Origin of the sequence: Allobosea sp. ASV33, from assembly GCF_016428755.1 — a bacterium.
In the GTDB taxonomy this organism is placed as follows: domain Bacteria; phylum Pseudomonadota; class Alphaproteobacteria; order Rhizobiales; family Beijerinckiaceae; genus Allobosea.
In genome coordinates this window covers 34,069-49,635 of record NZ_JAELTI010000032.1, presented here as the reverse complement: position 1 = coordinate 49,635, position 15,567 = coordinate 34,069, and the positions used below count along the sequence as shown (strand labels likewise).

Below are 15,567 nucleotides of genomic sequence, written 5' to 3'. Positions count from 1 at the left end.
CGACGAGATGTGCGCTGACTTCGAACAGCCCGTCGCTGCGCGCGCAACCGCGGAAATCGATATGACGATGATGCAGTGGCTCGCGGACGATGCCGTCATCTTCTTCCATGGTAGCCTCCTATCGATCGCCCAGCAGCCGGCCGAGACGGTGGTTGTCCTGGCCGATATCCGGCGCTGATGCGAGCGGGGCCGGGCGGACACCATCGAAGGAAAGCGGCAGCCCCACCAGCAGAGCCTCCCCTTCGCTCGGTTTGTCCAAAATGCCGAGCGCCCGCGTCTGTTCATGCGCGCAGAGCTCGGCGGCGGTCTGCACCGGCGCTGATGGAATTCCGAAAGCCTCCAGCCGCTTCTGCCAGACCGCGCGAGTCTGCGTAGCCAGGCGTCGCTCGATCAACCCGTCGATCTCGACCCGGTTGCGCAGCCTTCCGGCATTGGTCGCGAATTTCTCGTCGCGTGCCCATTCCGGCCGCTCCAACGCCTCGCAGAGCTTCGCGAAAAGCCGGTCGTTCGCGGCGCTGACGACGAGATGCCCGTCTGCCGCGGTATAGGCCCGGTGCGGAACGATGATGGCGACGCCCGAGCCGAAGCGGCCGCCGACATCGCCCTCGGTGGTGTAGTTGGAGATGTTCACGGTCATCCAGGCGATGGCGGTCTCGAACAGCGAGCTGTTGACCGTCGCGCCGATCTTCCTGCGTTCGCGCCGGAACAAGGCGGCGAGCGTGCCGATAACCGCCCACATGCCGGTGCCGAAATCGACGATCGAGACGCCGGCGCGCACCGGCGCCTGCCCCTCCTCGCCGGTGACGCTCATGATGCCGGCGAAGGCCTGCATCAGCGGGTCGTAACCGGGGTGCCTGTTCAACGGCCCGATATGGCCGAAGGCGCCGACCTCGCTGACGATCAACTGCGGCTTGCGCGCCCGCAGGCTCTGCGGATCGAGGCCGTACTGACCGGCCGAGCCAGGACGCAGATTGTGCAGGAAGACGTCGGCATGGCGCTCGATCAGGTCATGCAATGTCGAGAGCTGGGCCGGGTCCTTGATGTCGAGGCAGATCGAGCGCTTGCCGCGGTTGAGCGCGTGATAGGGCGCGCCGGTTCCCTTCCATTTGCTCGGCCCCCAGCCGCGCGAGGAATCGCCTGAGCCCGGCCGTTCGACCTTCCAGACCTCGGCGCCGAGCCCGGCGAGGACCTGGCCGCCGAACGGCGCCGAGGCGCTGTCGCCAAGTTCGACGACGACCACGCCGGCCAGAGGCAGTTCGGTCTCGGGAAGATGGGGTGCCATCCGGCGTTCTCCTCGTCAGGTCTTCTTCGGTCGGGCGGCATGGGCGCCGCCTGAAGCGATGAGCTCGCGTGTCTCGTCCTCGGAAAACCCGTACTCGCCGAGGAGTTCGAGCGTATGCTCGCCGAGCCGGGGCGTCGGATAGCGCTGCGCCACTGGCGTCTCGCTCCATTCATGCGGGAGGCCGATGCTGCGCACCCGCCCCTCGCTCGGATGCTCCTCCTCGCTGAAGAAGCCGACGGCCTGCATATGCGGGTCGGAAAGCAGCGTCTCGGGCGTGTTCATCGGCATGACCGAGATGTCGGCCGCAACCAGAAGCTCGACCCAATCCGCCGTTGGACGAGTCACGAAAACGCCCCGCAGGATGTCGTAGAGCTCGCCCATGCGCTGGCCGCGGCTGTGCAGATCGGCATAACGCGGATCGCTGGCGAGTTCAGGCCGGCCGATCGCTTCGAAGACGCGCTGCCATTGCCGGTCGGTGACGATCTCGGCGCTGAGATAGCCGTCCGCCGTTGCATAAGGCTGACGCTCGGGGTCGGTCATCCGGGCATAACCCCAGTCGCCCAACGGCGGCACGAAAGTCTGTCCATACATGTGATCGCCCATCACGAGATGGGCGAAGCTCTCGAACATCGGCACCGAGACCGACTGACCGAGACCGGTCTGCGAGCGGTGATACAACGCAGCGAGGATCGCATTGCTGGTTGCGATTCCGACGCTGCGGTCGACGATGGCCGTCGCGACATAGGTCGGCGGGCCGTTCGTCTTGCGCGCCTGCGCCATCGGCAGGCCGACCGCCGCCTGGATCAGGTTGTCATAGGCCGGCCGCGCCGCATAGGGACCGCCCTGCCCGAAGCCGAAGGCCCCGCAATAGATCAGGCGCGGATTGATCGCGTGGACTTGCTCGTAGTCCAGTTGCAGCCGCGCCATTGCCGCCGGTCGCAGGCTGTAGAGCAGCACGTCGGCGGATGCGAGCATGCGCTTGATCGCCGCCTGGCCATGTGCCGTCTTCAGGTCGAGCACGATGCTGCGCTTGTTGCGGTTGAGATGCAGGAAGAGTGCGCTCATGCCCTTGTTGCGGGCGACGCCGACCCAGCGGATCGTGTCGCCTTCCGGCGGCTCGACCTTGCAGACATCGGCGCCCATGTCGGCAAGCAGCAACGAGGCGTAGGGCCCCATGAAGTTCGAGGTCAGGTCTATGATCTTCAGGCCCGCGAGCGGTCCGGCCATGGTCGCGCCTCCCCTCAATGGATCGTCAGGCCGCCGGTCGGGCTGACCGTGGCGCCCGTCAGATAGGCCGCGTCGTCGGAGGCGAGGAAGGCGACGACCCCGCCGATATCGAGCGGGCCGGCGACGCCGAGCGGGCTGCCGGCGACGATCTTCTCATATTGCTTGCGGTGCCGCTCCGAGACGCCACCCTCGTTGACGAAGGCCGCATCCCAGGACGGCGTGTCACGCACCACGGTGACGCAGACGCAGTTCACGCGGATCTTCTCGCGGGCGAGTTCCTTCGAGAGCACCTTGCTGGCCATGACCAGCCCGCCCGAGAAGGTCGCGATCGCGGTTTGGCCGGGCGTCGGCGAGCGGCCGCCCTCGGAGGTGACGAAGACCACGCTGCCGCCGCCTCTCGCCCGCATGTGCGGTATGGCGGCCTGCACCACCAGGAGCTTGGCGGCCACGGCCTGCCCGATAAAGTCCGTGACCCGCGCAAGGTCGATCTCGGCGAAGGGGCCTCGCACCTCAGGCTGCCGGGCCTCGTCGTCATTGCCGCCGGCATTGGGGACGACGATGTCGACCCCGCCGAAATGGCGGGCCGCCTCGGCGGCTACGGCCTCCATATCGCTCTTCGAACGCACATCACCGGCGGCGAAATGCGCCTCGCCGCCCTGCCGCCGGATTTCCGCGATGACGGCCTCGGCCTTGCTCTCGCTGCGGCCATTGATGACGACCTGCGCCCCGCGCGCGGCGAGTTGCAGTGCCACTCCCCGGCCGATGCCGCCTGTGCCGCCTGTGACGATCGCTACCTTGTTCCGGAGATCGCTCATGAGGATGATCCCTGGTTCGCAGCGGCATAGGCGCCGCCGTCCCGCAGCAGCGCCTCGACCTCGTCCGGCGAGAAGCCGTATTCCGCCAGCAATTCGGCACTGTGCTCGCCAAGGCGCGGCGCCGGCAGGCGCAATTCCGGCGTGCTCTCGCTCCAGTCCTGCGGGATGCCGATGGTTCGGATCGTGCCTTCGCTGGGGTGGTGCTCCGTGCCGAAGAAGCCGACAGCCTGCATATGCGGGTCGGTCAGCAGCGTCTCCGGCGTGTTCATCCGGATGACCGGAATATCCGCCTCCTCCAGCAACGCGAGCCATTCGGCCGTGGACCGTGTCTCGAAGACTTGCGCCAGGAAGGCGTAGAGCTCGGCGATGTGCTGGGTGCGAGCATAGATGTCGGCATAGCGCGCATCCTGCGCCATCTCGGCATGGCCTGAGAGCCGGAAGAAGCGCTGCCAATGCGTGTCGGTGTAGACGTTGACGGCGACATAGCCATCCAGCGTCCGGTACGGGCGCCGATCGGCATTCATCATCCGGGCATAGCCCCAGTCGCCGATCGGCGGCTCGAAGGTCAGGCCGTAGAGATGATCGCCCATGACCAGATGCGAGAAGGTCTCGAGCATCGGCACCTCGACGCTCTGGCCGCGGCCGGTCTTCTCGCGACGGTAGAGCGCCATCGAGACCGCATTGCTCAGCGCCATGCCGACGACCCGGTCCGCGATCGCGGTCGCGACATAGGCCGGCGGGCCCGATTTGCGCGCCTGCACCATCGCCATGCCGGAGCCGGCCTGGATCAGGTCGTCATAGGCGGGCCGATCGGCATAGGGACCGCGCTGTCCGAAGCCGAAGGCGCCGCAATAGATGATGCGGGGATTGATCTCCCGCATCTCCTCATAGGCGAGGCCGAGCTTCTGCATCGATTTCGGCCGGAGGCTGTGCAACAGCACATCGGCCTGCGCTGCCATCCGCTTCAGCGCAGCAAGTCCGGAGGCCGTCTTCAGGTCCAGCACCAGGCTGCGCTTGTTGCGGTTGAGATGCAGGAAGATGACGCTCATGCCCTTGTTGCGGGCCGGCCCGACCCCGCGCGTCGTATCGCCCTGCCGCGACTCGACCTTGCAGATATCCGCGCCCATGTCGGCCAGCAGCAGGGACGCATAAGGCCCCATGAAGTTGGACGTGAGATCCAGAATTCGGACGCCGGTAAGCGGTCCCGCCATGTGATTATCCTCCCAGGCATCGCGTCGTCTTTTTCGCCTTCGAGAGGCTGCGCGACGCTTCTGCTCTTGATCGACCCGTCCTAGCTGGCAGGGCCGAAGATCGGCAATGTCTGCTCGCCACGCTTGATATAGCGCACCGAGACCGCGTCCCCGATCTTGATCGCATCCGGCGCGCAATCGAACTGCGTGAACAGGATGTAGCCCTCCTCCATCTCCACGAAGCCGACCGTGTAGGGCACGATCGCCTGCCAGGCCGGGGTCGGCCCGCGCATGATCGTGCTGAAGGAATAGACCTTGCCTTTGCCCTTCGAGCCCTCCCAGACCAGCGCGCGCTTGCCGCAATTCGGGCAATGGGATTTCGCCGGCCACACCGTCTCGCGGCAGTCCGTGCAGCGCTGGAAGGTCAGTCCTTCCTCCTGCAGTGCCGCCCAATAGGGCGCAGCGTCCATCTGGCTGTAGGGCTGCGGCCAGCTATCGATGTAGTGGATCTCCATCATAGGCTCCCGGCGGTTCAGCTTTGGGTGGAGAGGATGGTGACGGCACCGGCGGCCAGCATGCCGCCCGCGCCCTGCACCAGCGCTGTGCGCGGCCGCTTCGACGGCGCGAGGCCAAGTGCCTCGCCGCGCAACTGGCGGATCGCCTCGACGAACGAATCCATGTTGCAGGAGATGCCGGGTTGGCCAAAGGAGAGCCAGCCGCCATTGGTGTCGGTCGGCAGGTCGCCGTCGATGCCGGTACGCCCCTCCCGATAGATCTCGATGCCCTTGCCCTTCGCCGCGAAGCCGAGGTCTTCCATCACGATCGGCGCCATATGGGCGAAATTCACCGAAATCTGGGCCATATCGATGTCGCGATGCCCCAGGCCCGCCATGGCGAAGGCCTGCCGCGAAGCTTCCGCCGTCGCGGTATGAGTGAGGTTCGGCAGCGCGCCCAACCCCGGAAAGCGGCAGGAGCGCAGGTTCATGCGGTCGCTGAGATATTCATGGGTCGAAGCCGAGCCGTAGCCCATCACATAGACAGGCTTGGCGGCGCGCCTGGCATTCTCGACCGAGGTGACGACGAGCGCCCCGCCGGTGCCGCCGCCCCAGGTCGAGCACATCCAGCGCCGGAGCGGCGTCGCGACATAGGGCGAGGCCATGACCTTGGCGCGGTCGATCTCGCCGAAGCGCGCCTTCGCCGCATGCGGATGCTGCATCGCCCAGCGCTGGTTCGCGATCGCGACATCGGCGAGGTCTTCTTCCGTGATGCCGTATTCGTGGAAATAGCGGCAGGCCGCCTGCGCATAGAGCGACGGAATCGTCGGCCCGTAGGGAATCTCGAACTGCGGATCGGCATCGGCCTCCGCCCCCATGGCGACGGCATCGACGAAGAGCTCGGTCGCGTCGCTCTGCAGGCAAAGGACGTATTCGGCCCGGCCTGCGGCGATCATCTGGCTGGCGATGGCGATCGTCGCGGTCAGGCCCGCGCCGTGCATCGTCAATTCGCTGTTAAGCGTCACCGGCATCTGCATATGCGAGATGAAGATGTTGCTCCACTGCGAGCGTTTGTCGGCCCAAGGCGAGCGGCCGGTGAAGACCGCGTCGATCTGATGCTTTCCGACCCCGGCATCCGCGAGCGCGCCATAGGTCGCCTCCACGGCAAGCTGCATGGGATCCTTGCGGTCCTTGAGGGAGGCATAGGCATCCCCCATGCCGATGATCGCGGCGACGGGTTGCGGCGACATCGCCTCAGTCCTTGAACACGGGAACGGACGCTTCGAGCAGGGCGTCGAGATCGGCGCGCTTGCGCAGCATCAGCAGGCTCCATTCGCTGCGCTGGAGCACGTCGCCGTTCTGGTTATAAGCCTTGATCAGGAGGGTGCCGACGCCGAACTTCTCGTCCTTCTCCTTCTTCGCGATCACCTCGCCGGTGGCATAGACCGTGTCGCCGATCAGCACCGGATGCAGGAAGCGCAGCTTGTCGACGCCGTAATTCGCCTGGATCGTCGGGCCGAATTGCAGCAGCCCGGAGATCAGCGAGAAGGTGAGCTGCCCCTGGACGATGCGCTTGCCCCAGCGCGTCTTGGCCGCATACTCGGTATTGGAATGGATCTCGATCCAGTTGCCTGTCAGCATGCAGAAATTGACGACGTCGGTCTCGGTGATCGTGCGCCCCGGCGAGCGGAAAACATGGCCGATTTCAAGCTCGTCGAGCGGGATGTTGACCTGATTGTTCGCGCCCATGGCGGCGTGTCCTTTCCCTGGATGTCGAAAGCGGTGCCCGTCGCGATGCGGGCGCCGTCATGTCCCGAAGGCCGGCGGTTCAGAGCCGCATCGACTTGGCGATGATCGTCTTCTGGATCTGCGAGGTGCCGCCGCCGATGGTCGACTGCACGCTCTCGCGCAGATAGCGCTCCATATCGGCCTCGGGCAGGTTGGCGTGGCCGCCGAGCACCTGCATGCCGGTCAGCGAGCAGTGCTTCAGAGTCTCAGAGCCGTAGAGCTTGGCCATCGAGACTTCGCGCGAACACGGAATGCCGTCCGCCGCCATCTGCGCGGCCCGATAGACCAGGAGACGAGCCGCATCGACCTGCGTCTGGCAATCGGCCAGCATGTGACGCAGTACCTGGAAATCCCAGATCGGGCGGCCAAACTGGATACGCTCATGCGCGTATTGCACGGCCTTGCTGACCGCCGTCTGGGCATTGCCGACATAGGCGCCGGCGACAGAGCAGCGCTCGAGCTCCAGATGCTCGACGATGATCTTCCAGCCCTGCCCGACCTTGCCGAGCAGCGCATCGGCCGGCACGCGGACATTGTCGAGGAAGATCTCGGTGGTGCCCGTGGCGTGGCGAGACAGCGTCGGCAGCTTGTTGATGACCATGCCGGGCGTGTCGTTCGGGATCAGGAGGATGGACAGGCCGCCATGCTTGTCGTCGGGATCGGTACGGACCAGCATCGCGATGACGGTGTCCCGCGCCGCCGCGCCGCTGCACCAGAGTTTCTGGCCGGTGATGATCCAGTCGCCATTCGCATCCTGCTTCGCGCGGGTCGCGGTGTTCGAGGCGTCGGAGCCGGCGCCGGGCTCGGAAATCGAAACCGAGAAACGGATCTTGCCGTCGATGAAGGGCTGGATGTACTTCGCCTTCTGCTCGGGCGTGCCGAACTTGCCGATATTCATCGCGGTGAAGGTCGGGACCAGGATGGCGGCGGCGAAATCGAAGCCGTATTTGCCGAGGCCCTCGGCCATCAGCGTGTAATCGAAGATGTCGCCGCCGGAGCCGCCCTCCTCTTCCTTGAAGAGCAGACCGAGCCAGCCTTGCTTGGCGATCTTGTCATAGGCCTCGTAGGGATAGTCGCGATTCATGTCGCATTTGCGGATATACTCGACGCCGATCTCGTCATCCATGAACTTGTTGACGATGCCGAGCCACATCTGCCTGGATTCATCCAGGAAATTCACGAGAGCCATCGATTTCCTCCTGAAATGCACTCCGAAGACGCTGAACCCCGCTCGGCTGTGCTTATGAAGAGGAGCCTAGGTTAGGGCCGAGAGCGATCCAAGTTGCATTTCCTGAAGCGTCGCTTCGACAATTTCGAAGAAGACGCCGCAAATCGGCGATCGTGGGAAATCGGATGGCCGGCTTCGCCCCGGCCGAAGTCCCGCTTCGAATTATGCCAATTGCCCGGCCTCGGCCGGGCCTCCTAGATTCTCATGCGAGATTTCAGGGAGGTTAGCGGTGAACGAAGCGAAGGGGCCGTTGGCCGGCATCCGCATCGTCGAGCTTGGCGGCATCGGGCCTGTCCCCTTCTGCGCGATGCTGCTCTCCGATCTCGGCGCGGATATCGTGCGCATCGACCGCCCGCCCGGCTTCGACGGCGGCGCACCCATCGAGCCAAAGTTCAACCTGCTCAATCGCGGGCGCCGCAGCGCCGGCATCGACCTCAAGAAGCCGGAAGCTGCGGCCGCGATCCTGCAGCTCGTGGCCAGGGCCGACGCGGTTCTCGAAGGCTTCCGCCCGGGAACGGCGGAGCGGCTGGGCCTCGGTCCTGCCGAGTGCCTCGCCGCCAATCCCCGCGTGGTCTATGGCCGCATGACCGGCTGGGGCCAGGACGGCCCGCGCGCCAGCGAGCCCGGCCACGATATCAACTACATCGCCCTCACGGGCGCGCTCCACGCCATCGGCCGCAAGGACGAGGCGCCGGCGATCCCTCTCAACCTCATTGGCGATTTCGGCGGCGGCTCGCTTTATCTCGCGCTCGGCGTCGTCAGCGCCATCCTCGAAAGCCGCCGCTCCGGCCAGGGCCAGGTGGTCGATGCCGCGATGGTCGACGGCGCGGCCTCGCTGATGACGCTGATCTACGGCCTGACCGCCGCCGGCTACTGGACCGACGAGCGGGGCGCAAACCGGCTCGATTCCGGCGCCCCCTTCTACAATGTCTACGAGACGCGCGACGGCAAACATATCGGCATTGGCGCCAACGAGACGCGCTTCTACCGCAATGCCGTGAAGTTGCTCTGTCTCGACGAAGCAGCCCTGCCCGACCAGCATGACAAATCGGGCTGGCCGGTCATCCGCGAGCGCTTCGCCGCCGCCTTCAGGACCCGGACCCGCGACGAGTGGGTCGCGCTGGCCGAAGGCAAGGAGGTCTGCATCGCACCGATCCTCTCCTTGGCCGAGGCGCCGGAGGATCCGCATCTCAAGGCGCGCGGCACTTTCGTCGAGATCGACGGGGTCGTGCAGCCCGCCCCGGCTCCCCGCTTCAGCCGCACCGCCGGCGCGATCCAGCGCCCGCCCGCGAATCCCGGCGAGCATACGGACGAGGTGCTGGCCGACTGGGGCTTGTCCGCGGACACGATCGACGCGCTCCGCAGCGCAGGCGTCATCGCCTGAAGCCCGAAAGGCAATGCCGCGGCGGCTCGCGGCGAGCCGCCGGGCGGACATGGACAAATCGCATGCGCAGGGCTCTACATGCTCGCCTTGATGCGGGAGCCGTCGCGGGAAATCCTGCGCGTCGTCCCGCCGATGTCCGCGAGAACTCCGTGACCTTCAATCGCCTCCGCTTCATTCGTCAGGTCGATCTCTTCTCGCTCAAGCTGTTTCTTTCGGCGGTGGAGGAGCAGCAGATCGGACGCGCCGCCATCCGCGAGAACATCGCGGCTTCCACGGCGACGAAGCGCATCCAGGACCTGGAGGAGATTGCCGGCGTTCCGCTGTTCGAACGCACGCCAAAGGGCGTCGTGCCGAGCCCGGCCGGTGCGGTGCTGGCGCGCTATCTGCGCTCCATCTTCGGCCAGATCGAGGACATGCGCGCCGAGATCACCGGCTTCGACGAGGGCGTGCGCGGCGAGATCACCATCGCCTCGGCACGTTCCATCATCGCGCCCTTCCTGGCCCATGAGATCGGCGAATTCCGCCGCGAATTCCCCGGCGTCGAGCTGGTGGTCCGCGAGCTGGAAAATGCCGAGATCGTGCCGGCCGTCGTCCAGGGCGAGGCCGATATCGGTGTCTTCGCCGCCGCACCCGGGCTCGAGCTGGAAGGGGCCGACGTCGCCACCTATCGCAACGACCGGCTCGTCGCGGTCGTTCCTAAAGGCCACCATCTCGAAGGACGCCAGAGCGTGACCTTCGCCGACCTCGTGCCGGAGAATCTCGTTCCGGTCAGGGCGATGCTCGGCGCCTTCGAAACGGCAGCGAAGCGCATCGGCTACGACTACGAGCCGAAATTCAGCGTGCGCAGCGCCGAGGTCGCGATCAGCCTCGTCGAGGCCGGGCTCGGCGTGACCGTCCAGCCGGAATGCCTCGTCGGCAAGGAGTTCGAGCGGGTCGCGACCATCGAGCTGGCGGAAAGCTGGGCGAACCGGGTCATCTCGATCGCCACCGCGCATGGCCGCAGGCCCAGTTCGGCCGCCGCCGCGCTCATCGACCAACTGCTCGACCGCCCGCTCGATACGCCGCGTGCAGGCCGCGAGCCGCGCCGCTTCGTGACGGGCTGAGACCACCCGCCAGCCGAAGCCAAAACCGATAGGAGCGATAGGTGCCGCCTATGGACGGCGCGGAATCGTTGCGGCGGCCATTTCGCCATGCAGAACTTTATCCCGCAACGCGGCGATGCATGACCAATCGCGAAGCGGGCTGAAGCTCCGCCACGGCAAGGGAGGATAGGACGATGGCTTCATGGGCTCGACGCGCTCCGCGCAATCTCGCTCCCCGCCGCTGCCGCCTCCCGCGCGGCTGGCTCGCGTCGGTCCCTCTGCTTCTTGCACTCGGCATCGGCCTTCCCGCCTTCGCCCAGCCCGCCTTCGCGCAGGACAAGATCGTCCTGAAGGCATCGCATCTCTTCCCGAGCGACCTCTACATCTGGAAGCAGGGGCCGCAGGTGATGCTCGACGAAATCGAGAAGGCCTCGAACGGCCGCGTCAAGTTCGAGGTCTATCCGGCCGGCCAGCTCGGCAAGGATACGATGGCGGCGCTGCAATCGGGCCTTGCCGATATCGCGCTGCTTGTTCCCTCCTACACCCCCAACAAGTTCCCGCTCTCGTCGGTCAGCGAATTGCCGGGCCTCTATCACGAGTCCTGCGAGGGCACCGAGAAGCTCTGGCGGATCGCCAAGCCCGGCGGCATCCTGCACGAGGCGGAATATGCCCCAGCAGGCGTGCGGTTGCTTATGGTCAATGCGCTGCCGCCCTATGTGATCACCACCACGACGAAGCCGACCGAGAAGCTCGAGGCGCTGCAGGGCCTCAAGCTCAGGGCCAACGGCAATTCGATGAAGAAGGCCATCGCCGCGCTCGGCGCCGTTCCGGTGCAGGTGCCGACGACGGAGTTCTACGATGCGCTGTCGCGCGGGACGATCGATGGCGGCCTCAACTCCTACACAGCGATGCCCGATTACGATCTCGAGAAACAACTCAAGTTCTCGGTACAGGGCCCACGGCTCGGCGGCGGCGCCGTCGTGCTCGGCATGCGCAAGAACCGTTGGGAAGCCCTCCCCGCCGACATCAAGCAGATCTTCGAGACGGCCGCGGCCAATGCCCAGAAGCGCATGTGCGAATGGGAGGAGAACAAGACCGCCGAGGTGCGCAGCAAGATCGTCGCGCAGAACGGCCACACGGTCGTGAAGCTTTCGCCCGAGGAGACTGCGCGCTGGGAGAAGCAGGTCGCGGACGTCGTCACCTCCTGGGTCCAGGAGATCAAGGCGGCCGGCAAGGACGGCCAGGCGATCCTGAACGCTTATCACGGCCAATAAGCCGAACCTTCGGAGGCCGCCGCGCCCATTCGCGCGGCGCATCCACACGCCGACAATCGAGGACCGAAACGCATGACCGCCCATACGCCGATCCAGAGCCAGGACCTGACCAAGCGGATCGCGGAGCATGTCGCCACCGTCGCGAATGCCCCATTGCAGGCGGACGACGTCGAGGTCCTGCGCCGGCTCTTTCTCGACACCTTCATCGTCTCGCTCTGGGGCATCACGCGTCCCGCGGCGCGCCAGATCTCGGAATGGTCGCGCCGCTATGCCGGAACCGGCCCGAGCATGGTGCTCGGCGCCGACTGGACGACGGAGCCTTCGATCGCGGCGCTGGTCCACGGCACGGCGGGCCATAGCTACGAGCTCGACGACACCCATGACGTGACCACGAGCCATCCCGGCTGCGTCGTCATGCCGGCGGCGCTCGCCGTCGCCGCCGAGACCGGCGCCAGCCAGGCCGAACTGTTCCGCGCCGTCGCGGCCGGCTACGAAGCCATGGCGCTCGTCGGCATGGCGGCCGGCGGCTTGCAGACGGTGCATCGCGGCTTCCACCCGACCTCCGTCTTCGGCTCCTTCGGCGCGGCGACGGCCTGCATCAGCCTGCGCGCCTATCGCCGGAACGAGACGGTCACGCCCGCATTGCTCCAGCTGGCCTGGGGCCATGCCCTCTCGCAGGCCTGCGGCTCGATGCAGTTCTCGGTCGAGCCGACCGGCGGCGAGGTCAAGCGCGTCCATGCCGGGTTCGGCGCCCGCAACGGCGTGCTGGCCGCGGATTTCGCTGCGCTGCCCGATGTGACGGCGCCGCTGAAATCGCTCGAAGGCACCTATGGCGTGGCCGGGATGTTCGGCGGGCCGTTGCAGGAGGTCGCCCCCGCCGAGAAGCTCCAGATCCACCTCATCAGCCTGAAACCTTACTCCTGCTGCCGCCTGTTCCATTCGACCATCGATGCGCTGCGCGAGGCGACGGACGGCTTCACCATCCCGGCCAACCAGATCACCGACATCCTGATCGGCGGTCCGCAGCTCGTCGCCGACCAGCATTTGACCAAGGCCGAATCCACGATGACGGCCCAGTACAGCTGCCCCTATGTCGTGGCCGCCACCCTCGCCTACGGCCCGACGCGCTACGACGCCTATGGCGAAGCCTTCCTGAACGATCCGAAGATCCAGGAGATCGTCGCCAAGGTCCGTTTCGAGGTCGATCCCGAACTGGAGCGCCGCTTCTACCCGCGCCAGTTCGCGAGCTCCGTCCAGCTCGGCCTCGCCGACGGCAGGACGCGTTCCGCGATGGTGGTCGACAGCGTCGGCACGGCCCGCAAGCCCATGAGCAAAGAGCAGATCATCGCCAAGGGCGCCGGCCTTGCATCTGCGGGCTCCTTTCCGACCGGCGAGGAACTCGCCACCGCGATCTGGGATGACGGCTACGACGCTGTGGCGCTCGCTCGCCTCCTCAATCGCCATTGAACGAACGACCCGCATTTCCTCCTGCCGAGGATGGCATGTCCGTCAAGCTCTGGCTGACCATTCTGATCGCGAGTCTCGATAACGGCGCGCTCGCCGCCGGCCGGCTGATCCTGCCTCTCGTCGCGCTGGGCGTCGGGGCGAGCGGCGCGCTGGTCGGCGTGATGTCCGGTCTGTTCACCGCTGTCCCGATGCTGTTCAGCGTCCGCTTCGGCCGCTGGGTCGATCGCGCGGGAACCCTCGTCCCGATGCTGTTCGCCTCCAGCCTGATCGCGGCGTCCTGCCTGTTCTTCGTGCTCGTACCGAACCGCTTCGTGCTGGTGCCGATCGCAGGGCTGCTCGGCGCCGGCGCGGTCTTCGCCCATGTCGCCACGGCCCGCGCCGTCACCGGGCAGAGCGAGCCCTTCGAGCGGGCGCGCAATCTCGGCTTCCTCGTCACCAGCTACTCGCTGTTCCAGTTCCTCTGCCCGATGATCGCGAGCCTCGCCTTCGACCATTACGGCAGCGCGACCGCCCTGGTGACGATCAGCGGCCTGGGCGTGCTGACCGTCGCAGCCGTCGCCGGCTTGCCGATTCACAATTATCGCAACGAGTCGAACAGGCGGCAGGCGGACGTATCGTCGGGCGGTGGTCTCGAACTGTTCCGCATCCCGAAGCTGCGCCGCTGGATCCTCGTCAGCAGCGTCTTCAGCGCCTCGCAGACCATATTTCCGCTGATCGTGTCCCTGCACGCGGTCGAGATCGGCCTCTCCGCCTCGCGGGCCGGTCTCGTGCTGGGCGCCTTCGCGCTGGGAACCGTCGTCTCGCGCCTTTCCGTCGGCCTCGTCGGCAGGACAGTCCGCGCCCCCGTCGCGCTGACCTTCGCACTCTTCGCGGGGGCGACGATCTACGCGGCATTTCCGATGGCGCACGGCCTCCCTGCCCTCCTGCCGCTTGCGGCGCTGCTCGGGCTGCCACTCGGGATCGGCGTACCGATCTCGCTCAACCTGATCTACGACGCCGCCCCGCAGCATCGGCTGAACGAGGCCGTCGGCCTGTGCATGTCGGTCACCAACTTCTTCCAGATGATGGTGCCGCTCTCGCTCGGCTTCGTCGCGTCCGGCTTCGGCGTCGCCGCGATGACCTGGCTGATCGCGCTCATGCTGCTGGCACCGATCTCACTCACCGTAACGGCGCTCGTGAGGGGACCTACCGCCTGAAATCAACGACGGCACCGGGGGCCGTTCCAATCCCGGGAGGAAACATAATGAGAAAAGCCTGGCAATCCACCGCTCTTGCGAGCCTTCTCGCGCTCGCTTCCACGTTTCCTGCGCTCGCGCAGGACAAGATCACCCTGAAATTCGCGCATCTCTTCCCGGCCTCGCACTATCTTTGGGAGCAGGGTGGCAAGCCCTATGCCGAGGCCATCACCGCTGCCACCAAGGGGCAGGTGCAGTTCGAGGTCTATCCCGCCGGGCAGCTCGGCAAGGACTATGTCGCGCTGCTCAAGTCGGGCGTGGCGGACATGGTCATCCTCGTCCCGACCTATGCGCCGAACAGCTTCCCGATGTCCTCGGTCGTCGATCTTCCGGGACTCTATGCCACCGCCTGCGAAGGCACCGGCAAGTTCTGGAGCATCGCCCGCGCCGACGGCCCCTTGAACGAGGCGGAATACAAGCCCCAGGGCATCCATGTGCTCTGGACCTCGGTGCTCGATCCCTATCGGATCATGACCACGGGCAAGCCGGTCACCTCTCTCGACGACCTCGCCGGATTGAAGATCAGGGCGAATGCGGGAGCGATGGACAAGACGGTCCGGGCACTCGGCGGCGTTTCCGTGCGCACCTCCTCTCCCGAGCTCTACGATGCGCTGACCCGCGGCACCGTCGACGCCGCGCTCTACCCCTATAGCGGCATCCTGCAGTTCAAGCTCGAGAAGATCCTGCGTCATGCGGTGGAGGGCGTCCGCCTCGGGTCCGGCAGCATCATGTTCGCCATGAGCGAGCGGGCCTGGAAGGCCCTGCCCGAGAACGCCAAAGCCGCCATGAACGAGGCCGCGCTACCGGCGCAGAAGCATCTCTGCGAATACCAGGATGTGGAAGGTGAACGTATCCGCCAGAAGATCGTCGCCGAGGACGGCTTCAAGACGACGTCCCTCTCCCCCGAGCAAGCCGCACTCTGGGAGGGGAAGGTCGGAACCGTTGCCGCCGAATGGGCCGAAGAGCGCGACAAGATGGGCAAGGCCGGCACGGCGATGCTGAAGGCCTTCAAGGGGGCTGGCGGTTCGCAATAGCGCCACGGCCAGCGCGCTGCGAAGCAGCGGGCCGAACGCCAGTTCGGCCCGCTTTTCCATGAGCGAC

At 66.2% G+C, this 15,567-nt stretch carries 14 protein-coding genes; 6 read left to right on the top strand and 8 right to left on the bottom strand.

Annotated features, from left to right (window positions below; translation table 11 throughout):
* Positions 1 to 118 precede the first annotated feature (118 nt).
* The 8 genes from JHD80_RS12050 to JHD80_RS12015 form a co-directional block, all read right to left on the bottom strand.
* Positions 119 to 1,282: a CaiB/BaiF CoA transferase family protein gene (locus tag JHD80_RS12050; RefSeq protein WP_199087402.1), complete on the bottom strand. Its 1,164-nt coding sequence runs from the start codon at positions 1,280 to 1,282 to the stop codon at positions 119 to 121.
* A gap of 15 nt (positions 1,283 to 1,297) precedes the next feature.
* Positions 1,298 to 2,509, bottom strand: a complete 1,212-nt coding sequence (locus JHD80_RS12045) for a CaiB/BaiF CoA transferase family protein (RefSeq protein WP_199087399.1) — start codon at positions 2,507 to 2,509, stop codon at positions 1,298 to 1,300.
* Between the two features lie 14 nt (positions 2,510 to 2,523).
* On the bottom strand, positions 2,524 to 3,324 hold the full coding sequence (locus JHD80_RS12040) for an SDR family NAD(P)-dependent oxidoreductase (RefSeq protein ID WP_199087397.1): 801 nt from the start codon (positions 3,322 to 3,324) through the stop codon (positions 2,524 to 2,526).
* Entirely contained in the window at positions 3,321 to 4,535 is a 1,215-nt protein-coding gene (locus JHD80_RS12035; protein WP_199087395.1) for a CaiB/BaiF CoA transferase family protein, read from the bottom strand. Before JHD80_RS12035 ends, JHD80_RS12040 begins: the two co-directional genes overlap by 4 nt.
* Positions 4,536 to 4,615: 80 nt before the next feature.
* On the bottom strand, positions 4,616 to 5,029 hold the full coding sequence (locus JHD80_RS12030) for a Zn-ribbon domain-containing OB-fold protein (RefSeq protein WP_199087393.1): 414 nt from the start codon (positions 5,027 to 5,029) through the stop codon (positions 4,616 to 4,618).
* Positions 5,030 to 5,046: 17 nt separating this feature from the next.
* Positions 5,047 to 6,258 carry a thiolase family protein gene (locus JHD80_RS12025; RefSeq protein WP_199087385.1) on the bottom strand — a complete coding sequence of 404 codons (1,212 nt, stop codon included), beginning with the start codon at positions 6,256 to 6,258 and terminating at the stop codon, positions 5,047 to 5,049.
* 4 nt (positions 6,259 to 6,262) lie between these two features.
* Complete coding sequence (locus tag JHD80_RS12020; protein ID WP_199087383.1) at positions 6,263 to 6,757, bottom strand: MaoC family dehydratase; 495 nt, start codon at positions 6,755 to 6,757, stop codon at positions 6,263 to 6,265.
* Between the two features lie 79 nt (positions 6,758 to 6,836).
* The gene (locus JHD80_RS12015; protein WP_199087381.1) at positions 6,837 to 7,985 is read right to left on the bottom strand and encodes an acyl-CoA dehydrogenase family protein; all 1,149 of its coding nucleotides are present in this window, start codon (positions 7,983 to 7,985) and stop codon (positions 6,837 to 6,839) included.
* Positions 7,986 to 8,253: 268 nt separating this feature from the next.
* Between JHD80_RS12015 and JHD80_RS12010 the strand changes: the two genes are divergently transcribed.
* The 6 genes from JHD80_RS12010 (at position 8,254) to JHD80_RS11985 (ending at position 15,500) form a co-directional block, all read left to right on the top strand.
* On the top strand, positions 8,254 to 9,408 hold the full coding sequence (locus JHD80_RS12010; RefSeq protein ID WP_199087379.1) for a CoA transferase: 1,155 nt from the start codon (positions 8,254 to 8,256) through the stop codon (positions 9,406 to 9,408).
* 149 nt (positions 9,409 to 9,557) lie between these two features.
* Positions 9,558 to 10,511: a LysR substrate-binding domain-containing protein gene (locus JHD80_RS12005; RefSeq protein ID WP_199087377.1), complete on the top strand. Its 954-nt coding sequence runs from the start codon at positions 9,558 to 9,560 to the stop codon at positions 10,509 to 10,511.
* A 173-nt stretch (positions 10,512 to 10,684) separates the two neighbouring features.
* Entirely contained in the window at positions 10,685 to 11,764 is a 1,080-nt protein-coding gene (locus tag JHD80_RS12000) for a TRAP transporter substrate-binding protein (RefSeq protein ID WP_199087375.1), read from the top strand.
* Between the two features lie 72 nt (positions 11,765 to 11,836).
* Positions 11,837 to 13,231, top strand: coding sequence for an MmgE/PrpD family protein (locus tag JHD80_RS11995; RefSeq protein WP_199087373.1), 1,395 nt, complete (start codon positions 11,837 to 11,839; stop codon positions 13,229 to 13,231).
* Positions 13,232 to 13,266: 35 nt separating this feature from the next.
* Positions 13,267 to 14,427, top strand: a complete 1,161-nt coding sequence (locus JHD80_RS11990) for an MFS transporter (RefSeq protein WP_199087371.1) — start codon at positions 13,267 to 13,269, stop codon at positions 14,425 to 14,427.
* Between the two features lie 47 nt (positions 14,428 to 14,474).
* The gene (locus tag JHD80_RS11985) at positions 14,475 to 15,500 is read left to right on the top strand and encodes a TRAP transporter substrate-binding protein (protein ID WP_199087369.1); all 1,026 of its coding nucleotides are present in this window, start codon (positions 14,475 to 14,477) and stop codon (positions 15,498 to 15,500) included.
* Positions 15,501 to 15,567 lie beyond the last annotated feature (67 nt).